Here is an 18289-nt window from a genome sequence, read left to right on the forward strand (position 1 = left end):
TTTTGGCCTGCGTTCAGCCTGAAGATCCTATTCGGTGATAAATTTGAAAATCACCATTCCGAAAAAGATAACCGTCATCAGGCCGGCCATGCCAGCAACTCCCGCAATCAGATCAAACAGATCGTTACGGGGTTCCTCGTTCACATGTTCACGCGGGTCGTTGATCCGCACATTTGCATCCATGGTATTGCCTCCTTATGGGGATAACAGCTTGCCCTTACAGGGGTCTGAAGCCCGGAGTAATTTTAGTATACTTGGAAAAGAAAGCGTTTGTAAAGATTTTGCAGCGAACGTGCAAGTTTTTCAATTGTGAAGATTTGATGTTGGGAAGATGAACATTGATCCGTTCATTTCACAAGATTAGATTACCTGTGTTATACTGGAAGTGTCGTTCACGACGTTACAGGTTAAAATAAACCGTAAGTATATATAAGGAGGACAATTTCATGGCTATTGTTAACGTATCCGATCAATCCTTCAACGCTGAAGTCGAAGGCGAAGGAACGGTTCTTGTTGATTTCTGGGCGCCTTGGTGCGGTCCTTGTAAAATGCTCGCTCCAATCCTGGAAGAGCTTTCCACCGAAGTTGGCGATGCAGTGAAAATTGCTAAAGTCAATGTGGACGAAAATCCGGAATCTGCTTCCCGTTTCGGCGTAATGAGCATTCCAACATTGATCTTCTTCAAAGATGGTCAACCGGTTGATAAAGTGGTTGGTCTGAACTCGAAAGATGCGCTCAAAGGAATTATCGAAAAACACCAATAATTAACCAAGATTTCACATACGCCTCCGGTTATGCGCCGGGGGCGTTTTGCGTCGAAACCTTTTATATAGGACAATATAAAGTATAATTATTTTTACACGATAACGTAGAGTGCAGAACCGATCTGGAGAAGCGAAGCGCTTGTCATTTATCCCAAGACTTCTCCCTTATATATTAATGGAACTAATTATTTACACAGTAACGGAGAGGACAGAAAAAACCTGAAAAAGCGAAGCATTCGCCTAAAGCTTTCTGAAAGAAAGCTGCATCGGAAGCATACGCTATCACCGGATTTTCCCTTTGTAAAAAGGGAATCGAAAAAATCTGGGGATAACAGCGATTGGAAGGTTGTTCTGTCAACGTAGTGTCGGTGTGAATTATCTTTAGATTCAAGTAATATAGAAAGGAACTCATAGAAAATCCGGGGATAACGGCGATCGGAAGATGGTATTGCAATCGGAGTGGTACAGTGTAACCTTTATTTATACTTTTTTCGGGAAGGAGGACCCACCGAATTATGGATGAATTCGTCAAAAACTTGGAGGAACAGGAGAAAGCACTGGAGCAGATCCGCCATAAGCTGGCTTTGCTGCCCGACATGTCCGGCTGTTACCTGATGAAAAACAGTGAAGGTACCATCATCTATGTAGGTAAGGCCAAAGTGCTGAAGAATCGCGTAAGATCTTATTTTATCGGCAGCCATAACGGAAAGACACAGCGATTGGTGTCCGAAATCCGTGATTTCGAATATATCGTTACCGGCAGTAATATGGAAGCACTCATTCTGGAGTGTAACCTGATCAAAAAACATATGCCGCGGTACAATGTATTGCTCAAGGACGACAAAACCTTTCCTTATCTTAAAATTACGAACGAAAAGCATCCCCGGCTCGAAGTGACCCGGCGGGTGCTCAAAGATAAAGCCAAATACTTCGGACCCTATCCGAACTCGTACGCGGCACACCAAACGAAAAAACTGCTGGATCGGATGTATCCGTTGCGCAAGTGCGGCGTCATGCCGAAGGAAGTATGCCTGTATTATCATATGGGTCAGTGTCTTGCTCCCTGTGTAAAGGAAGTGGGCAAGGAGCAGTATGATGAGATTTCGCAGGAGATTAGTTCCTTTCTGAGCGGTGGGCATGAGGAAATCAAGAAAGATTTGCAGCGCAAGATGCAGGAAGCGGCTGAGGATCTTTATTTTGAACGTGCCAAGGAACTTCGCGATCAGGTGATCGCCATTGATGCGATGATGGAAAAACAAAAAATTACGATGGCGGATGCCAGAGACCGCGATGTGTTTGGCTTTGCCATTGATAAAGGCTGGATGTGTGTCCAGATTCTATATATGCGTCAGGGGAAAATGATTGAGCGCCACGTGTCGACGTTCCCGTTTTATGGAGAGGCATACAGTGATTTTATGTCATATGTGACCCAGTACTACAGTGATAATCCAGCATTGCCACAGGAAATTTTACTGCCAGAAATGCCAAAAGATCTGGAAGTTGGTGATGCCACTGGGGATAATGTATTCGATGATGATGGAGCGGTACCTGCCGCGGTGACAGCTGAGTCTGAACAAACACGATTGGCGCAAGATTCTGCAATTGAGCTGCGTGTTGCTGAGTCCCGTGTTTCTTATGGGAATATCCAAACCGAAGCAGAAGCGGAAGAAATGGAGATGTTTATTCAGGACGACGCTATTGCGCAAGAAGATGTATTGGCTGATAAACAACCTCCAGGTTTTGAAGATCCTTCTCAGGTCGCAGCAGCATTGCAGGAATGGCTGGAAGTTAAAGTCCACATTCCGCAGCGCGGATTGAAGCGGCAGATGATCACGATGGCTGTGGATAACGCGCGTGTAGCATTGGAGGAAAAATTCCGCCTGATCGAACGCAACGAAGAGCGAACCTCTAAAGCTTCTGAAGGTTTGGGACGCTTTATTGGGCTGGATCAGCTGCGTCGGATCGAGGCTTTTGATAACTCGAACATCCAGGGAACGAATCCGGTATCGGCCATGATTGTATTTACCGATGGTAAACCGGATAAGAAGGAATACCGCAAATACAAAGTACGCTCGGTTGAAGGACCGGATGATTATGAAACGATGCGAGAAGTTATCCGTCGCCGTTACGAGCGGGTATTGAAAGAAAATCTGACCCAGCCTGACCTGATCGTGGTCGACGGAGGCAAAGGCCAGATTTCGGCTGCCGTGGACATCTTAGAGAACGAATTGGGGCTGTTTATTCCGGTATGCGGTCTCGTGAAGGATGCGAAGCATAAGACTTCACAGTTGATGATCGGCAACCCGCCGGAAGTCATCAACTTGCCACGTGACAGTCAGGAGTTCTACCTGTTGCAGCGGATTCAGGAAGAGGTCCACCGTTTTGCGATTTCGTTCCACCGCGAGCAGCGTGGCAAATCGATGGTGACTTCACGTCTGGATGCCATTCCAGGGATCGGAGAAAAGCGGCGCAAGCTGCTGCTGAAGCATTTTGGCTCTTTGCGCAAAATAAAAGAGGCCAGCGTCGAAGACTTCCGGCCTCTATCTATTGGTGACAAGTTGGCGAATCAGATTATTGCAGCACTTCGTGATGAGGAGTCGTAACATACGGCTTCTCTTTTTTGTTTGGATTCATCTTGTAGATGACATACCCGACGATGGCCGGAAGCACAATCCAGAAGAGTCCAGCGGAAATGTTCAGCACATCACCCATGAAAATCAGGCTGAGGCCCATCAACAGGCTGTCAAAGATAACATGTGCGAATACAACGGCGATGAAGCCGTGACGCAGCATGATCAGACTGAACAAAAGTCCGATGACAGTGAGCTCTATTGGACGTGTGATGACCGGATAGATCGGGTACAGGGTATGTCCCAGAGCCCAGATCAATGTTGGGATGAGGCAGGCAATGAACGTATTGCGTACAACCTTCTGCATCATGCGAATCCCGAACAGACGATAGACCGTTTCCTCACCGATCCCGGCCATCCAGGCCATAATCGGGAAGATCCAGGCATAACTCATGTTGTACGTGGATTGGTCAGCCGATGTGGTTGACCAGCTTCCAATACTGCGCTCCAGAATGAAGAACAGTACAGATTGCACGCCAAGCAAAATCAATGCCCACAAGTAGCCTGTATACATACTGTGCAGTACATATTTTCCGTATCCGGGTTCTTTGGCACGCGGCCAAGGATTCAAACCGATTTTGCGCCACATGCCGTCACCGGCAACGAGCGAGAGATAAATGGTTGCACTCATCACCAGCGTTATCCCTGCCTGCATTACCATTAGGAACGTGAGCATAAAGTTGGACAGACCCTGCGCCTGAAAGAGCGGAATCATGTTGAGGGTACCGATCACCGAAGCCGCAAAGTAAACCAAGGATAGAACGATTCCGCGTTTGAACGACGTATGTGCTCTCGTCAGAATGCTATAAATGATCGCGAGTACGCCGAGCACAAAGGTCAGGAAAGCATAACCGCCGTAAGTCATCCAGTTGGCTTGCCGGGTCTGATTTTGTACATAGTCGGTATGGGAGGTAGGAACCGAGAAGACTGATTCGAAGGAGCGAACGGCTCCGTTTTCAAACGTAAAATTCAGTTCCAGCTTGGAATCTCCAATTTGCTTTTCATTATCTGTGTATTGCAGCCCGGCTTGTTCTTCACGGGTATCTAGCTGGAGTTTCGAGACGGTATACCCAAATTCGCCAAGTACGCCAGCGGCAAGCTGCTCTTTTTCATTTAGGGAAAGGTTATCTTCAGCTAAGCGTTGGGCAGCATTCACTTTGCTTTTGTCCTGCTCAGCCTCAATGGATGCATACAGGGAAGAAGGGAGTTCGCGCTTAAAACCGACCACTTTTCCTGTTCTCATATGTACGTCAACATTCAAATAACCGCCTTTGTCCTGATCGGGCAAACGAACGCGGTACACATCGTAAGGATAGGTTGTTTCCCATTTCTTGTTATAGGTTTCTAACTGTTTGGTTTTGGCCATATACCCATAAATATCGGAATGAGTCTGGTACGTCACCAGTTCATTTCCGTTATCTGTCGGAAGAGTATAGTCGGGTAGAGAAGCTGCAAAAGATCGTGCCGACTCCGCCGCTTTTTCCTTGCTTATGAAGGAAGTGGACTGAATGTCTGTCGTTTGCGAAGAGGTGGCGGGGAAGATTTGAAAAACGAAAAACAGAATCAGACCAATCGCCGCAAGCAACCCCAGACGCTTGAAGTTGGCTTTGAGTACCAAAGGCTGCCCTAAGGGATTCATTTCATATTGTCCTCCTTTATTAATATGGATATTAAAGTAAACATAGCACAGGCCAAGCCCTGAATGCCAATGATGAAACGAGAAGTCGTGCAAATGCATGAAAACGAATGAAAACGATCGAAACAATCTGATCCATCCATCGCCATATCTGAGTTTTTCCCTTTTTGGCGGAATTCGATGCTATTTACAGAAAAATCGTTTTGTAAGCAAAGGCCGTAGCGCTTATAATTTTGAAGCAAATGTGCAATATTCCGCATGTCTTTAGGTTAACAAGGGAACGAATAGAAAGTATAAAATGTATTTCAACCTAATGTATATGTGTTACAGCGAAAATCATACATGTTTACGCTCCGAAATGTGGCTTTTCAAGTGCTTGGGTATTCCGTCAAGTCATTGGGAAAAGCGCTTCGGAGAAAGGCTCCACGTCGTGGGGTCATTTTCTTTTTGGCAGAGGTGGATGATACTCAAGTGAAAATGAATGTTCAATGGATGCGTCTATCACCACCCCGAATTCTGGTCCTAGGCTTTGCGGGTATTATATTGCTCGGGACACTTCTGTTGATGCTCCCGGCATCCAGTCGAAGCGGGGTCAGCCTTTCTTTTATTGACGCACTCTTCACTGCGACTTCCGCAGTCTGTGTAACGGGGCTGGTTGTAGTGGATACGGGTACTCATTTTTCGACGTTGGGTCAGATCATAATTGCAATCCTGATTCAAATTGGCGGCCTTGGCTTTATGACGATGTCGACACTGGTGGCGATTGCATTCAAACGGCGGATCTCACTGCGTGAGCGGCTGATTTTGCAGGAAGCGATGAACCAGAGTACGATGGAGGGAATTGTCCGCCTTATTCGCAAGGTTGTGATCTACTCGCTCATTTTGGAAGGCATATGTGGCACGTTATTCGCCATTCGCTGGTCGTTCGACATGCCAATGGGGCAGGCCATTTATTATGGATATTGGCATGCCATCTCCATGTTCAACAATGCCGGCTTCGATATGTTCGGAGAATTCCGCAGCTTAACGGGGTATGTATATGATCCGCTGGTGAATTTTACAGCCATGTTCCTGATTATTGCAGGGGGTATCGGTTTTGTCGTTCTGTCTGATCTGGTGGAGTATCGGAGGACAAAGAAGCTGTCGCTGCATTCCAAAGTGGTATTGCTGACAACAGGATTGTTAATCGTATTTGGAGCACTGGTTATTTTTATATTTGAATTCAGTAATCCCCGGACACTTGGTGGGTTGAACTGGGGTGGTAAAATTCTCGGTTCGTTCTTCCAGTCGGTCACGCCGCGGACGGCAGGTGCCAATACGGTTGATATTGCGGGCCTTAGGCAGGCAACGCAGTTTTTCATCATTATACTGATGTTTATCGGGGCCTCTCCGGGTTCCACGGGAGGCGGGATCAAAACGACCACCTTTATGATTATGATCGGGGCTGTTGTCGCGATGATTCGTGGGAGGGAAGATATTGTCTTTTTCAGGTACCGGCTCTTACAGGAACGGATTTTCAAAGCATTGACGATTACGCTCCTCGCACTGTTGCTGATTATCGCGGTCACGATGGTGCTCAGTACAACGGAAGACAGCAGTTTTCTGACGATTTTATTTGAGACAACATCAGCTTTTAGTACGGTCGGTTTGTCTATGGGACTTACGCTGAAGCTGACCACGATCGGCAAGCTTTTGATCTGTTTCACCATGTTTGCAGGGCGTCTTGGACCTATTACACTCGCGTATGCACTCGGACAGAAAAAGGGTAAAGAGTTGTACAGGTATCCGGAAGGCAAAATGATTATTGGATGAGGGGTTCGTGAAGAACAATGAAAACACAGCAGTTTGCAGTGATTGGGCTTGGGCGCTTTGGTTCCAGTCTGGCACAGGAATTAATGGAGCTTGGCTATGAAGTGCTGGGTATTGATAAAAATGAAGAAGTTGTCGAAGACATGAGTGAATTGGTCACCCATGCCGTCGTCGCGGACTCAACCGATGAAGAAGTGCTGCGTTCCCTGGGCATCCGCAATTTCGACTGCTGCATCGTTGCCATCGGTGCGGATATCCAGACCAGTATTCTCACTGCCATTCTATTGAAAGAGCTCGGCGTAAAAACGGTTGTGGCCAAGGCGATCTCGGTTCTTCATGGACGGGCACTGGATAAGCTGGGAATTGATCGTGTCGTGTACCCTGAGCGTGACATGGGCATCCGGGTTGCCCATCAACTGGTCACCCCAAATCTGCTGGATTATATCGAATTATCCGATGATTACAGTATTGTAGAGATGAAGGTTCCAGCCTGTCTGCATAATAAAACGCTGTCCACTCTGAATGCACGAGTACGCTTTGGTTGCAGCATTGTAGCCTTGCAAAAGGAAACCGGGGTCATAATCGCCCCAACCGCTCTGGACTCGCTTCAGATGGGGGATATCATGGTGATTATTGGCATGAATGATGACATTGATCGGTTTGAGGAAGAGGTGATCAGCCAGGAGGGCTGATCTATCGATACGGAATATGAATGCCGAGCATAGAGCTCGGCATTCGAATTGATATAATGGCTAAGGCGTCGTGGTCCTCCGTGAGGGCAGCGGCGCCTTTGCTGTGAATAAAGCAGCCGTCTCCCTGACCCACTGTCTGGACGTTTCGCTGAGGTCTTCCTTTTCACCATAGATCATGCAGGTGGTGCGACGGGTCTGTTGAAGTTGTGGCAAATACACAGAGACAAGATCATTATCCGCAAGCAATTGAGGGCGGAGGTATGACTTGGGCAGCAGCGCTGCGGCTTTGCAGGTGGGCAGAAGGCGGACGATGGCTTCGAACGAATCAATCTCCATGCGAATATCGGGCATCACGGCGCAGCGCTGGAACAGGTCGTCCGTTAATTTGCGATACCATGTACCCTTGGAGAACGTAATCATCGGCAGATCCTGCAAATGCTCCATTCCCGCCTCCTGGCCGGAAAGGGGATGGGTTAGTGGCACAACCAGCTCCAGATGATCATCAAAGAGCGGAACACAGTTCAGCCCGGCTTCACTAATTGAAGAGGCAACAATGCCAACGTCTGCTTTTTTGTCCCGGACAAAAGAGACGATCTCATGGGTTTTCCCCGTCACCAGCTTGATCTCCGCGTTCGGATGTTTCTCCATAAATGCATTAACCAGAGGTGGTAAGGTGGTCTGAAGTGTCGTTAGACTGGCACCGAGCGTAATTGAACTTTGCTCTTCATCCTTGTATTGGGCCAGCATGGTCAAAAATTTCTGCTGCTGCTGCTTCTGTTCTACCGCAAAAGTGTAGGCAACCTGGCCCACACTGGTTAACTCGAGTCGTTTACCACGGCGATGAAAGAGCGCCACCCCGAGTTCATCCTCCAATTTGGCGATTTTGCGTGACAGCGCGGGCTGTGACAGATTCAGCAATTTGGATGCACGATTCAGACTGGACTGCTCTACAACTGCAGCAAAAGCGTTTAGTTCTTCGAACATAAGCACTAACCTCTTTTCTACTGGCGTACGGGGCTGTGAGGCATATCCTTGTCAAATACTTCACCATGTTGTATGGCCTGCACATCCGATGTTTACAACTTATACCTATAGGTTATAACATTTAATAATTATATTGCAATTCCCTTATAAGAAAAAAAGGAGTAACATGAGTCGTGACACAAGTTGTTCACACCTGAAGAAAACGGAACAATTTGTCGAACCTTTCCTTGGGAAAGGTTTGTGTCATGATAAACGAATTTTATTTATGAAAACGTTGTATTTAGCGAAAGGGGATCGACATTTTATGAAAGGGTTTTACTCCAGAAAGCTGCACTCCTTGCTTGGCGTCATTCCGCTCAGTCTGTTTTTCATTGAGCATATGGTGACGAACTTCTCGGCAGTTGAAGGCGGCAAAGAAGGCTTTAACGATGCAGTTGCATTTCTGAATGGCCTGCCGCTCGTGATTGTACTTGAAACGCTTCTCATCTGGTTGCCGCTGTTCTATCACGGTGTATATGGTTTGTACATTGCCTATCAGGCCAAGCCTAACGTGGGACGTTATGGCAATGAGCGCAACTGGCGCTATACGTTGCAGCGCGTCAGCGGTGTCATTACGTTTGTATTCGTCATCTGGCACGTTTGGGAGACTCGTTTCCAGGTTGCGCTAGGGAATGTCACACACGAAGAGCTTGGCGGTGTCATTCATGACATCGTGATGAACCCGGTAACGTTTATTTTATATCTGATCAGTGTGGTTGCGGCATCCTATCACTTTGCCAACGGCTTGTGGTCGTTCCTGGTTAGCTGGGGAATTACCGTCGGTCCACGTGCGCAGCGTGTATCTTCCTACATCTGCATGAGCTTGTTTGCAATCGTAGCCATCATGTTTATCGCATCGCTGCTTGCTTTCCGAAGCATGGATTTCCAGGTAGCAACTTCGATGATTGACGCAGTTAAGACAGTTCTGATTTAAGCATTTAGACATAAATGCTGACTTATAAGGGAGTGAACAGCAATGGCATCAACTAATGTAATTATTGTGGGCGGAGGTCTCGCGGGATTGATGGCGGCGATCAAATCGGCTGAAGCCGGAGTCCATGTTCATTTATTTTCACTGGTTCCCGTTAAAAGATCCCACTCCGTATGTGCCCAGGGCGGCATCAACGGTGCGGTAAATACCAAGGGTGAGGGTGACTCCCCGTGGGTACACTTTGACGATACAGTATATGGCGGCGACTTTTTGGCGAATCAGCCTCCAGTCAAAGCGATGTGTGAAGCGGCACCAGGCATCATTCACCTGATGGACCGGATGGGCGTAATGTTCAACCGGACACCAGAAGGATTACTCGATTTCCGCCGTTTCGGTGGAACGAAGCATCACCGTACAGCGTTTGCGGGAGCAACGACAGGACAACAATTGCTCTACGCATTGGATGAGCAAGTACGTCGCTGGGAAGCCGCGGGTCTTGTGACGAAGTACGAGAACTGGGAGTTCCTGCAGGCCGTTGTAGATGACGAAGGCGTCTGCCGCGGAATCGTAGCGCAGGACCTGAAAACGATGAAGGTACAGACGTTCCCGGCAGAAGCCGTTATTCTGGCGAGCGGTGGTCCCGGTATTATTTTCGGTAAAACGACCAACTCGGTCATCAATACAGGTACTGCCGCAAGTGCGGTGTATCAGCAAGGTGTAAATTACGCAAACGGTGAGTTCATTCAGATTCACCCGACAGCCATCCCAGGCGATGACAAGCTGCGTCTGATGTCCGAATCGGCTCGTGGTGAAGGTGGACGGATCTGGACCTATAAAGACGGTAAACCTTGGTACTTCCTTGAGGAAAAGTATCCTTCATACGGTAATCTTGTTCCTCGTGATATTGCGACTCGTGAAATTTTCAGCGTCTGCGTGGACATGGGTCTCGGCGTCAACGGCGAGAACATGGTGTATCTTGACCTGTCCCACAAAGATCCGAAGGAGCTGGACGTGAAGCTCGGCGGAATCATTGAGATTTACGAGAAGTTCATGGGTGATGATCCACGTAAAATCCCGATGAAAATCTTCCCGGCAGTCCATTATTCCATGGGCGGCATGTGGGTAGATTACAATCAAATGACCAACATTCCGGGGCTGTTCGCAGCCGGGGAGTGCGAGTACCAATATCACGGCGCCAATCGATTGGGTGCAAACTCTCTCGTATCCGCCATCTACGGTGGTATGGTTGCTGGGCCGAAAGCGGTTGAATATATCAAAGGACTCAAAAAATCGTCTGCAGATATCAGTTCCTCCGTATTTGACGGTTACACGAAGCGTCAAACCGATAAATACGAAGGTATCCTGAACATGCAGGGCAATGAAAACGCCTATGTCATTCACAAAGAACTTGGGGAGTGGATGACGGCGAACATGACGGTGGTACGGTACAACGATAAACTGGAAGCGACCATCGGCAAAATCAAGGAATTGAAAGAGCGTTACGGCAAAATTAACATGTACGACACTTCCGGCTGGAACAACCCGGGTGCGGCGTTTACCCGTCAACTGTGGAACATGCTTGAACTGGCAGAAGCGATGACTCTGGGCGCACTGCTGCGTAACGAAAGCCGTGGAGCGCATTACAAACCGGAATTCACCGAAAGAAACGACGAGGAATTCCTGAAAACAACGATCGCTACTTGGTCGAAGGAAGGCCCAAAAATCTCGTACGAGCCTGTAGACGTTTCCCTGATCCCTCCACGGATCCGGGACTACTCGAAGGACTAAGTAAAGCGACTCTTGAGTGCACGACGTAGCGGAGAAGACGGAAATGTCCTGAAGAAGCGAAGCGCCCGCCTTTACTGCATAACACCAAGAGGATTTTATTTTATATTTACATGATCTAAAAGTTAACACCTGAACGGAGAAGGCAGAAGAATACTGAAGAAGCGAAGCGTTCGCCAAGCTTTACAAAGTTACTGCCCATTCAGAATGAATTATTGCTACTTTTCAGTAAAGCGACTCTATAAGAACGACGTAGCGGAGAAGACGGAAATGTCCTGAAGAAGCGAAGCGCCCGCCTTTGATACCCCATTTTATTCAATAGAGTTTCATTCACTAAAAATGGGGGAGCAACAGCGGTCGAAAGGACATTCCGTTGACGGAGCGCCTGCCGTGTTCAAAACGTCAATTTACGCATCAGCAATCAATCATCGTCACCAAAGGAGGGGACTACGATATGACGGACACAGCTACAGCCAAAAAAACCGTCAAGTTTATTATCACCCGTCAGGACAGCCCGGAGTCATCTTCGTACAACGAAGAGTTTGAGCTCCCGTACCGTCCCGGCATGAACGTTATTAGCGCCCTGATGGAGATCCAGCGGAACCCGGTCAATACGGAGGGCAAGTCCATTGCCCCGGTTTGCTGGGAATCGAACTGTCTCGAAGAAGTCTGTGGAGCATGCTCCATGGTCATCAACGGTAAGCCTCGTCAAGCGTGTGCAGCCCTGATCGACAAGCTCGAACAGCCGGTTCGCATTGAACCGATGAAAACATTCCCGGTGGTTCGTGACCTCGTTATCGACCGTACCCGGATGTTTAACGCCCTGAAACGGGTTAAAGCGTGGATTCCGATTGATGGTACCTATGACCTTGGTCCAGGTCCGCGGATGCCTGAGAAGAAACGTCAGTGGGCTTACGAGCTGTCCAAATGTATGACATGCGGTGTATGTCTCGAAGCTTGCCCGAACGTTAATGAGAAAACAGACTTTATCGGTCCGGCTGCTCTTTCGCAGGTGCGCCTGTTCAATGCTCACCCAACAGGGGAGATGAACGCCGATGATCGTTTGGAAGCACTGATGGAAGACGGAGGTATCGAGGGCTGTGGTAACTCGCAGAACTGCGTGCGCTCCTGTCCAAAAGGCATTCCACTCACCACCTCCATTGCCGAGATGAACAAACAAACGACCAAGCATATGTTCAAACGCTGGTTGGGCGTGTAATCTGGTTGTATAACATGCAGAGCTTCGAGTCTGCAAACTTTAGAAGAAGTCGTGATCCCGGGCAGTATGCAGCCTAAGATCCCGGCTTCTTTTTCTACATGGTCAGAGGAACCGGGCTAGTCATGCAGAATATGGTATACTAAGGGGATGGATTTGGAGCGGAAGAAGGAGGGAGACGCATGGGAGAAACAACGCGTGAGGGCAGCAAGATCCCGCCGCCCCGGCGGTCAGACCATGGGTCTGACCCAGGGAAGCCCATTTTTCCTGGAGAGGAAAAGGATCATGATCCCTCCCGGCGCAGTTTTCTGATACGCATGGTCTTAATGACGGCAAGTGCCAGTTTGCTCACGGGAGGTTACGCCTGGCTGTGGGAGCCTCGTCATCTGGAGATCAAGCAGGTTGAATTGAAACTGCCAGGGTTCCCCAAAGCATTTGAAGGGCTGCGTGTGGTTCAGTTCAGTGATGCGCATCTTGGATTTCATACGGGTGTGGAACAGATGGAGAAGCTGGCGGAAACGATACGAGAACAGCAACCGGATCTGATCTGTTTTACCGGAGATATGGTAGAGCGGGAAGCGGAACCGATGAGAGAATGTATCCCTGTATTGGCCTCCATGCAAGCGAAGTATGGCAAATATGCCGTATTGGGGAATCATGATTATCGGGGAAGGCAGCAGAATGAAGTCGAAGCCATGTTCCACGAGGCTGGATTTACGTTGCTTCGAAATAGCCATGCTCTGATCAGACAAGGGAATTCAAGTATGGCTATAGTGGGGCTCGATGACGCGCTTACGGGTTGGCCAAATCCTCTTGAGGCAATGAAGGGACTGGATGATTCGGTCTGGAAATTGCTGCTCATGCATGAACCGGATTATGCCGACATTGCGGCTCCATTCGGTTTTGGGTTGCAGCTTTCTGGTCATAGCCATGGCGGACAGGTGCGTTTCCCCTGGATCGGGGCACTGACCACTCCGCGAGGATCACATAAGTATATTCAGGGGTTATATTATACTACCGAAAGGCATATGCCAGTCTATGTGAACCGTGGCTTTGGCATGACCCAACTGCCTATTCGCTTTCTGTGCAGGCCAGAATTGACTGTTTTTGAACTAAAGGGTTAACAACATAAAGAATATACAGTATAAAGGGAGGTTGGCCAGATGGAACGAATTGCGATTGTATCCGATATTCATGGCAACATGACTGCTTGGGAAGCGGTATTGAACGATATTCGGAGTCGCGGCTTACAGCGAATCTTTTGTCTTGGCGACCTCGTTGGTAAAGGGCCTGACCCTGTACAGGTTGTTGATTCAGTCAGAACGACATGCGAGCAGGTTATCCGGGGAAACTGGGATGAACTGGTTGCAGCGAACCTCGACAACGAGAATTTTACTTGGCAAGCCAAAAAGCTGGGGATGGAACGAGTGGCGTATTTGTCAAACCTGCCATTTAGCCACCAGTTGGAGTTGAGCGGTCGTACTATCCGCCTGGTGCATGCATCCCCCCAAAGTGTATATCACCGCGTACAACCGTGGGATGAGATCGAGAAGAGGTTAGCGATGTTCGATCCTCCTGCTGGTGAACCGAAGCTTGGTGGAGCGGATGTTGTGGGATATGGGGATGTGCATAATGCATTCCTGCAATTCATGAATGGAAAAATGTTGTTCAATGCAGGTAGTGTGGGTAACCCGCTCGATTTTACCCAGGCTTCGTATTGTATTCTTGAAGGGGAAAACAGCACTGACCGGAATACTCCATTTAATCTTCAGTTTGTAAGAGTACCTTATGATATTGAACGGGAAGTACAGGCTGCACAGCAGGCTCAAGTGCCTTCACTTGATTTCTATATCCGTGAACTTCGTACAGGCGTCTATCGCGGCTTGCAGACAGAATAGTTCATTCAGGAATAAACCTCTGTAATGAATTGGCATACTACTGTTCAAGCAGCAGATCGAGGTATTGCCAAGTATAATCGATGTTTCAGTATCTATCCATGTATTCTATTTACGCCGGATCATCCTTAGAGCATGCTTGTCTTACCGGACTAGAACCCGTTAAGCAAAAGGAGAGATTGTCATGCTGACCCGAAAAATGCTGGGCCAAGGACTGCCTGCTTTATCGACAGAGCGCCTTGTTCTTCGATCATTACGTGAGAGTGATTACAGCACGTTATCGGAACTATTTTCAGATCCGGAGGTCATCCGTTATGTAAACAGGGGAAGCCAGCCAACGCCTATCCGTGCTCGGCGGCTATTGAACCAGATTCGCAGCAGCAGTGCCAAACTGGATTCATTGCATTACGGCATATGTTGGAAAGGCAGCGAACAAATTATGGGGATTACTTCTTTCCAACATTGGAACGATCAGAATGGAACAGCACAGATTGGCTACATTCTGGACAGATCTTGTTGGGGCAAGGGCGTCGCAACTGAAGCGGTACATCGATTGATTGGTTTTGGTTTTACCGAGCTCAATCTGCGGAAAATGGAAGCGCGCTGTTACGATGCGAACGTGTCCTCCGAACGGGTACTTATCAAATGCGGCATGTGCCATGAACGAACCCTGCCCTCATTTGTTATGAACCATGAGGATGGCGAGACGTCGGATACCCTGCTGGATGTTAAGGTGTATAGTCTGCACCGTGAACAGTATATCGGCTCACCTCAGGAGAAGCGTATTCCAACATTGGTATCCGACAAGCACGAGTAACATAGAAATAGAGGATGCTGAATAACATGAAACTGTAGAGGTTTGAAACGAACTTCAATCATTTGTTACACAATTGAAATATTGCTGCAATTGAACTCTAACAGACAGCGGGTAAACTTATCTCATGACCCCCTTTTTGATAAATAGATTATGCTGTTGGGACCCGCGCTTAGCGGGTTCATTTTTTTGTCTATATTTTTTGTCTATAAGTTTAACTATGGAATTTCTATGCCAACACTCCGATGACAGAACTACTTTCCGATCGCTGTTATCCCCAGATTTTATTGGATCCTTTTTGAAATGAAATGAACTTATATAATATCTTTTTTTATTAGGATACAAACCAAAACCCCCACAGCGTTTTTTTACGCCATGAGGGCTATTGTGATGTTCTATGTTTAAAACGGAACAATCTGCATTTGTTTCTGTTTAAAGTACACCCATTCCGTAAACCCGATCTCTTGCAGACGTGTACGAACGTCATCCAGCTCATCAGCAACCCGCTGCGGTTTGTGTGCATCCGATCCGAAGGTCACCTTCACTCCGTAATGATGTGCACGCTCCAGAATGGCATCTGACGGGTACCAGCCACCACTAAGCTTGGTTTTTCCCGAGGTGTTAATCTCAATAGCCACGTTCGATTTTGCAATGACCTGCAACGTTTCATCAATGGCTTGATCCGCGATAATCTCGGAGAAGGGGGGATAGTTTCCTTTCATCGCATCGATATGTCCGAGGATCTGGAACATGCCGCTTTGAGCTGATTGTCGGATCAACGCATAGTAACTCTCTTTCACTTCAACTTTACGTGCATCGCTTAATCCATTCCAACGGGATTTATTGAATATGCTAACATCTTCCGTATGATGAACTGAACCAATAATATAGTCAAAAGGATACTGCCCCAGTGTACTGCGATACAACTCGGCATGGACAGGGAAATAATCAGATTCGATGCCAAGCAGCACGTCAATTTTACCCGCATATTGTTCCTTCAAATCCAATACTTCTTCCACGTAGTGCTGCAACTCCGACTTGCCCATCGCAATTCGAGGAAAAGCCTGCTCTTCCTCACGGCCAAAGTAAGGGGTATGATCCGAGATACCGATGGCCTGGAGTCCTGCTTCAATTCCTGCTTCGATATAGTCCCGAATGTTGCCGTCTGCATGACCGCAGCGGAAATGATGTGTGTGAAGATCGAATTTCATATGGATATCCTTCCTTTCTTATCGCTCATTTATCATTCTGAACTGATGAACTGCGTCTCCGGCATGCCTTTGAGATCGCTCAGGAACTGCTGCATGGCTGAGTTGAGATATCGACTTGATTTGTAGATGACCCCGACAGGGTGACTGACTTCAAGTTCACTGAGTGGAATCATGCGAAGTGTGCCTTGCCGTAACTCATGCGCAACGGATTGTTTGGATATGACGGCCGCTCCGAGATTGATCTCCACCATCCGTTTGACTTCCTCACTGCTTGACAACTCCATGACGATATTAGGTTCGATGTCATGTTTCTTGAAAATACCTTCTGTAAAGCGCCGTCCCACCGTATCCGGGGAGAGCAAAATCAGAGGGGTGCTGCGGAGCACATCCACCGCAGCGTGCTTTTGCTTCGCCAGTGGATGGGAAGGAGATACCACAAGTTCGAACGTATCATAGTACAACACGGATGTATTCAGGTTTGGATTGCGCTCCGTAAGATAACCGATTCCAATGTCGACCAGACCATTCTCGACCTGGGTATAGATCTGTGAAGAGGGCAGAGATTGGATACTGGTCTTGATCTGAGGGAATTGATCCTGGAAGTAGGACAAGACCCGTGGCAGAATCTGAATGGCAATGGATGTGGTTGTACCGAGTCTGATATGCCCTTGAGGGGTCTCATCGAGATCCAGAAGCTTTTGTTTCAGTTCACTTACGATGTCCAGCATGCGTTCCGCATGTTCCAGAAACACCTGTCCACGATCGGTGAGAGTGACGGGCTGGTTGCGATCTACCAGCACGGTGCTGAATTCATCCTCCAGACTTTTGATCTGGGCTGAGACAGCAGGCTGGGTCAGGTTCAGAAGTTCTCCCGCTTTGCGGAAACTCATCGTTTTTGAGATCGTAATCAGCGTCTCCAATTGGCTGATATTCATGTATGGCCTCCTTGCGGGTAAAATATCTTCTATCAGTCAAAGTATGAAATCCCGTAACTGGTCATTGTTCTTGTTCCTTAAATTATAGGTGATTCAGACCAACAGGGCAATGAATGGCACATTGGGGAGTTGGGGAGGTCCATTAGACCGAGAAATTAATATTTAATTTCAAGAAATTAAAAAAAATAATATATGCGAGAAAACAGTAAAAAAGTCCTAATTGCCTTTCACCATGCATCACGATGGAAATCCTTCATGCAGCAGATGCGAAAAGCGTCGTTTTTTCGATAGAATCAGCTATAAACATTTACTCCATGGATGTCGATAAATTATAGTACACCTATCTTGCTGAATTCTTGATGAATTCTTGTACGTGATAAAGTATAATAAATTTATTGAATATGGGACTTTTGGTGTGTGACCAATAACCCAGTGTAAGGGGGACATTAGACAGTGAAAGCGGAAGTGATTAATCCTTTCCTGGAATCCGCACGGAACGTATTCGAACAGCTCATCCAGATTTCGCCTTCCACCGGGAGTCTTGGCGTGAAAAATGTAGAGTACATTGCAGACCATGTCTGGATCGTGATCGGAATGACCGGACAACTGAGCGGAAATATCGTGTTTGGCATACAAGAGTCGGTTGCATTGAAAATTGTTTCTGCCATGATGGGCGGTTTTGTCATTACAGAAATGGATGAGATGAGTAAAAGTGCTATTTCAGAACTCGGTAACATGATTAGCGGTAATGCAAGTACCATTTTGTCCAATCAGGGTGTTGTTGTAGATATCACACCTCCGCAAGTGATGAATTCTGAATATCTGAGTTCATTTAGTGCAACGAAAGCATTAAGCATTCCCTTGCTGATGGATGGCATCGGTGAGATGGATATTCAGGTGATGATCTCGTAGAATAGAACCATGCGCCTCAAGAGGCAGTATGTGTTC

Annotated in this window: 16 protein-coding genes; 11 read left to right on the forward strand and 5 right to left on the reverse strand. The window is 47.5% G+C overall.

The window, feature by feature from the left end; translation table 11 throughout:
- Positions 1 to 27 precede the first annotated feature (27 nt).
- Positions 28 to 183, reverse strand: a complete 156-nt coding sequence (locus tag PPA03S_RS32885; RefSeq protein WP_090810527.1) for a YqzM family protein — start codon at positions 181 to 183, stop codon at positions 28 to 30.
- Positions 184 to 446: 263 nt separating this feature from the next.
- Here PPA03S_RS32885 and trxA point away from each other — a divergent pair, with 263 nt between their 5' ends.
- Positions 447 to 764 carry a thioredoxin gene (gene trxA / locus PPA03S_RS14980; protein WP_036605788.1) on the forward strand — a complete coding sequence of 106 codons (318 nt, stop codon included), beginning with the start codon at positions 447 to 449 and terminating at the stop codon, positions 762 to 764.
- Between the two features lie 515 nt (positions 765 to 1279).
- Positions 1280 to 3367: an excinuclease ABC subunit UvrC gene (gene uvrC, locus PPA03S_RS14985; protein WP_062324112.1), complete on the forward strand. Its 2088-nt coding sequence runs from the start codon at positions 1280 to 1282 to the stop codon at positions 3365 to 3367.
- On the opposite strand, the gene PPA03S_RS14990 is transcribed toward uvrC, so the two are convergent.
- Positions 3336 to 5033 (reverse strand): CPBP family intramembrane glutamic endopeptidase, encoded by a 1698-nt coding sequence (locus tag PPA03S_RS14990; protein ID WP_062324113.1) that lies wholly within the window; start codon positions 5031 to 5033, stop codon positions 3336 to 3338. The two genes, uvrC and PPA03S_RS14990, sit on opposite strands and share 32 nt — an antisense overlap.
- Positions 5034 to 5507: 474 nt before the next feature.
- Between PPA03S_RS14990 and PPA03S_RS14995 the strand changes: the two genes are divergently transcribed.
- Both PPA03S_RS14995 and PPA03S_RS15000 read left to right on the forward strand, forming a co-directional pair.
- Positions 5508 to 6842 carry a TrkH family potassium uptake protein gene (locus tag PPA03S_RS14995; RefSeq protein ID WP_062324214.1) on the forward strand — a complete coding sequence of 445 codons (1335 nt, stop codon included), beginning with the start codon at positions 5508 to 5510 and terminating at the stop codon, positions 6840 to 6842.
- A 17-nt stretch (positions 6843 to 6859) separates the two neighbouring features.
- Positions 6860 to 7531 (forward strand): potassium channel family protein, encoded by a 672-nt coding sequence (locus PPA03S_RS15000; protein WP_062324114.1) that lies wholly within the window; start codon positions 6860 to 6862, stop codon positions 7529 to 7531.
- A gap of 60 nt (positions 7532 to 7591) precedes the next feature.
- Here PPA03S_RS15000 and PPA03S_RS15005 read toward each other — a convergent pair whose 3' ends face one another.
- Entirely contained in the window at positions 7592 to 8515 is a 924-nt protein-coding gene (locus tag PPA03S_RS15005; protein ID WP_062324115.1) for a LysR family transcriptional regulator, read from the reverse strand.
- Positions 8516 to 8819: 304 nt separating this feature from the next.
- On the opposite strand from PPA03S_RS15005, the gene PPA03S_RS15010 reads away from it, so the two are divergent.
- The 6 genes from PPA03S_RS15010 to PPA03S_RS15035 all read left to right on the forward strand — a co-directional run bounded on the left by PPA03S_RS15010 (position 8820) and on the right by PPA03S_RS15035 (position 15198).
- Positions 8820 to 9488, forward strand: a complete 669-nt coding sequence (locus PPA03S_RS15010) for a succinate dehydrogenase cytochrome b558 subunit (RefSeq protein ID WP_062324215.1) — start codon at positions 8820 to 8822, stop codon at positions 9486 to 9488.
- A 42-nt stretch (positions 9489 to 9530) separates the two neighbouring features.
- Positions 9531 to 11273, forward strand: a complete 1743-nt coding sequence (gene sdhA / locus PPA03S_RS15015) for a succinate dehydrogenase flavoprotein subunit (RefSeq protein WP_062324116.1) — start codon at positions 9531 to 9533, stop codon at positions 11271 to 11273.
- A gap of 451 nt (positions 11274 to 11724) precedes the next feature.
- On the forward strand, positions 11725 to 12489 hold the full coding sequence (gene sdhB, locus PPA03S_RS15020) for a succinate dehydrogenase iron-sulfur subunit (RefSeq protein WP_062324117.1): 765 nt from the start codon (positions 11725 to 11727) through the stop codon (positions 12487 to 12489).
- A gap of 179 nt (positions 12490 to 12668) precedes the next feature.
- Entirely contained in the window at positions 12669 to 13610 is a 942-nt protein-coding gene (locus PPA03S_RS15025; protein ID WP_062324118.1) for a metallophosphoesterase, read from the forward strand.
- Positions 13611 to 13649: 39 nt separating this feature from the next.
- The gene (locus PPA03S_RS15030; RefSeq protein ID WP_062324119.1) at positions 13650 to 14384 is read left to right on the forward strand and encodes a metallophosphoesterase family protein; all 735 of its coding nucleotides are present in this window, start codon (positions 13650 to 13652) and stop codon (positions 14382 to 14384) included.
- Between the two features lie 181 nt (positions 14385 to 14565).
- Positions 14566 to 15198 carry a GNAT family N-acetyltransferase gene (locus PPA03S_RS15035; protein WP_062324120.1) on the forward strand — a complete coding sequence of 211 codons (633 nt, stop codon included), beginning with the start codon at positions 14566 to 14568 and terminating at the stop codon, positions 15196 to 15198.
- A gap of 398 nt (positions 15199 to 15596) precedes the next feature.
- Here the strand turns inward: PPA03S_RS15035 and PPA03S_RS15045 are convergent, their stop codons facing one another.
- A complete protein-coding gene (locus PPA03S_RS15045; protein WP_062324122.1) occupies positions 15597 to 16406 on the reverse strand; it encodes a histidinol-phosphatase in 810 nt (269 codons plus the stop codon).
- A gap of 32 nt (positions 16407 to 16438) precedes the next feature.
- Positions 16439 to 17341: a LysR family transcriptional regulator gene (locus PPA03S_RS15050; protein ID WP_062324123.1), complete on the reverse strand. Its 903-nt coding sequence runs from the start codon at positions 17339 to 17341 to the stop codon at positions 16439 to 16441.
- A gap of 453 nt (positions 17342 to 17794) precedes the next feature.
- On the opposite strand from PPA03S_RS15050, the gene PPA03S_RS15055 reads away from it, so the two are divergent.
- Positions 17795 to 18253 carry a chemotaxis protein CheX gene (locus PPA03S_RS15055; RefSeq protein ID WP_062324124.1) on the forward strand — a complete coding sequence of 153 codons (459 nt, stop codon included), beginning with the start codon at positions 17795 to 17797 and terminating at the stop codon, positions 18251 to 18253.
- The last annotated feature ends 36 nt before the right edge of the window (positions 18254 to 18289 follow it).

It is taken from the genome of Paenibacillus pabuli NBRC 13638, assembly GCF_001514495.1.
GTDB lineage: Bacteria > Bacillota > Bacilli > Paenibacillales > Paenibacillaceae > Paenibacillus > Paenibacillus pabuli.

Excerpts from the sequence above, each read along its gene's own strand:
- PPA03S_RS32885 (WP_090810527.1), bottom strand. The coding sequence starts at position 183 with ATGGATGCAAATGTGCGGATCAACGACCCGCGTGAACATGTGAACGAG.
- trxA (WP_036605788.1), top strand. The coding sequence starts at position 447 with ATGGCTATTGTTAACGTATCCGATCAATCCTTCAACGCTGAAGTCGAA.
- uvrC (WP_062324112.1), top strand. The coding sequence starts at position 1,280 with ATGGATGAATTCGTCAAAAACTTGGAGGAACAGGAGAAAGCACTGGAG.
- PPA03S_RS14990 (WP_062324113.1), bottom strand. The coding sequence starts at position 5,033 with ATGAATCCCTTAGGGCAGCCTTTGGTACTCAAAGCCAACTTCAAGCGT.
- PPA03S_RS14995 (WP_062324214.1), top strand. The coding sequence starts at position 5,508 with ATGAATGTTCAATGGATGCGTCTATCACCACCCCGAATTCTGGTCCTA.
- PPA03S_RS15000 (WP_062324114.1), top strand. The coding sequence starts at position 6,860 with ATGAAAACACAGCAGTTTGCAGTGATTGGGCTTGGGCGCTTTGGTTCC.
- PPA03S_RS15005 (WP_062324115.1), bottom strand. The coding sequence starts at position 8,515 with ATGTTCGAAGAACTAAACGCTTTTGCTGCAGTTGTAGAGCAGTCCAGT.
- PPA03S_RS15010 (WP_062324215.1), top strand. The coding sequence starts at position 8,820 with ATGAAAGGGTTTTACTCCAGAAAGCTGCACTCCTTGCTTGGCGTCATT.
- sdhA (WP_062324116.1), top strand. The coding sequence starts at position 9,531 with ATGGCATCAACTAATGTAATTATTGTGGGCGGAGGTCTCGCGGGATTG.
- sdhB (WP_062324117.1), top strand. The coding sequence starts at position 11,725 with ATGACGGACACAGCTACAGCCAAAAAAACCGTCAAGTTTATTATCACC.
- PPA03S_RS15025 (WP_062324118.1), top strand. The coding sequence starts at position 12,669 with ATGGGAGAAACAACGCGTGAGGGCAGCAAGATCCCGCCGCCCCGGCGG.
- PPA03S_RS15030 (WP_062324119.1), top strand. The coding sequence starts at position 13,650 with ATGGAACGAATTGCGATTGTATCCGATATTCATGGCAACATGACTGCT.
- PPA03S_RS15035 (WP_062324120.1), top strand. The coding sequence starts at position 14,566 with ATGCTGACCCGAAAAATGCTGGGCCAAGGACTGCCTGCTTTATCGACA.
- PPA03S_RS15045 (WP_062324122.1), bottom strand. The coding sequence starts at position 16,406 with ATGAAATTCGATCTTCACACACATCATTTCCGCTGCGGTCATGCAGAC.
- PPA03S_RS15050 (WP_062324123.1), bottom strand. The coding sequence starts at position 17,341 with ATGAATATCAGCCAATTGGAGACGCTGATTACGATCTCAAAAACGATG.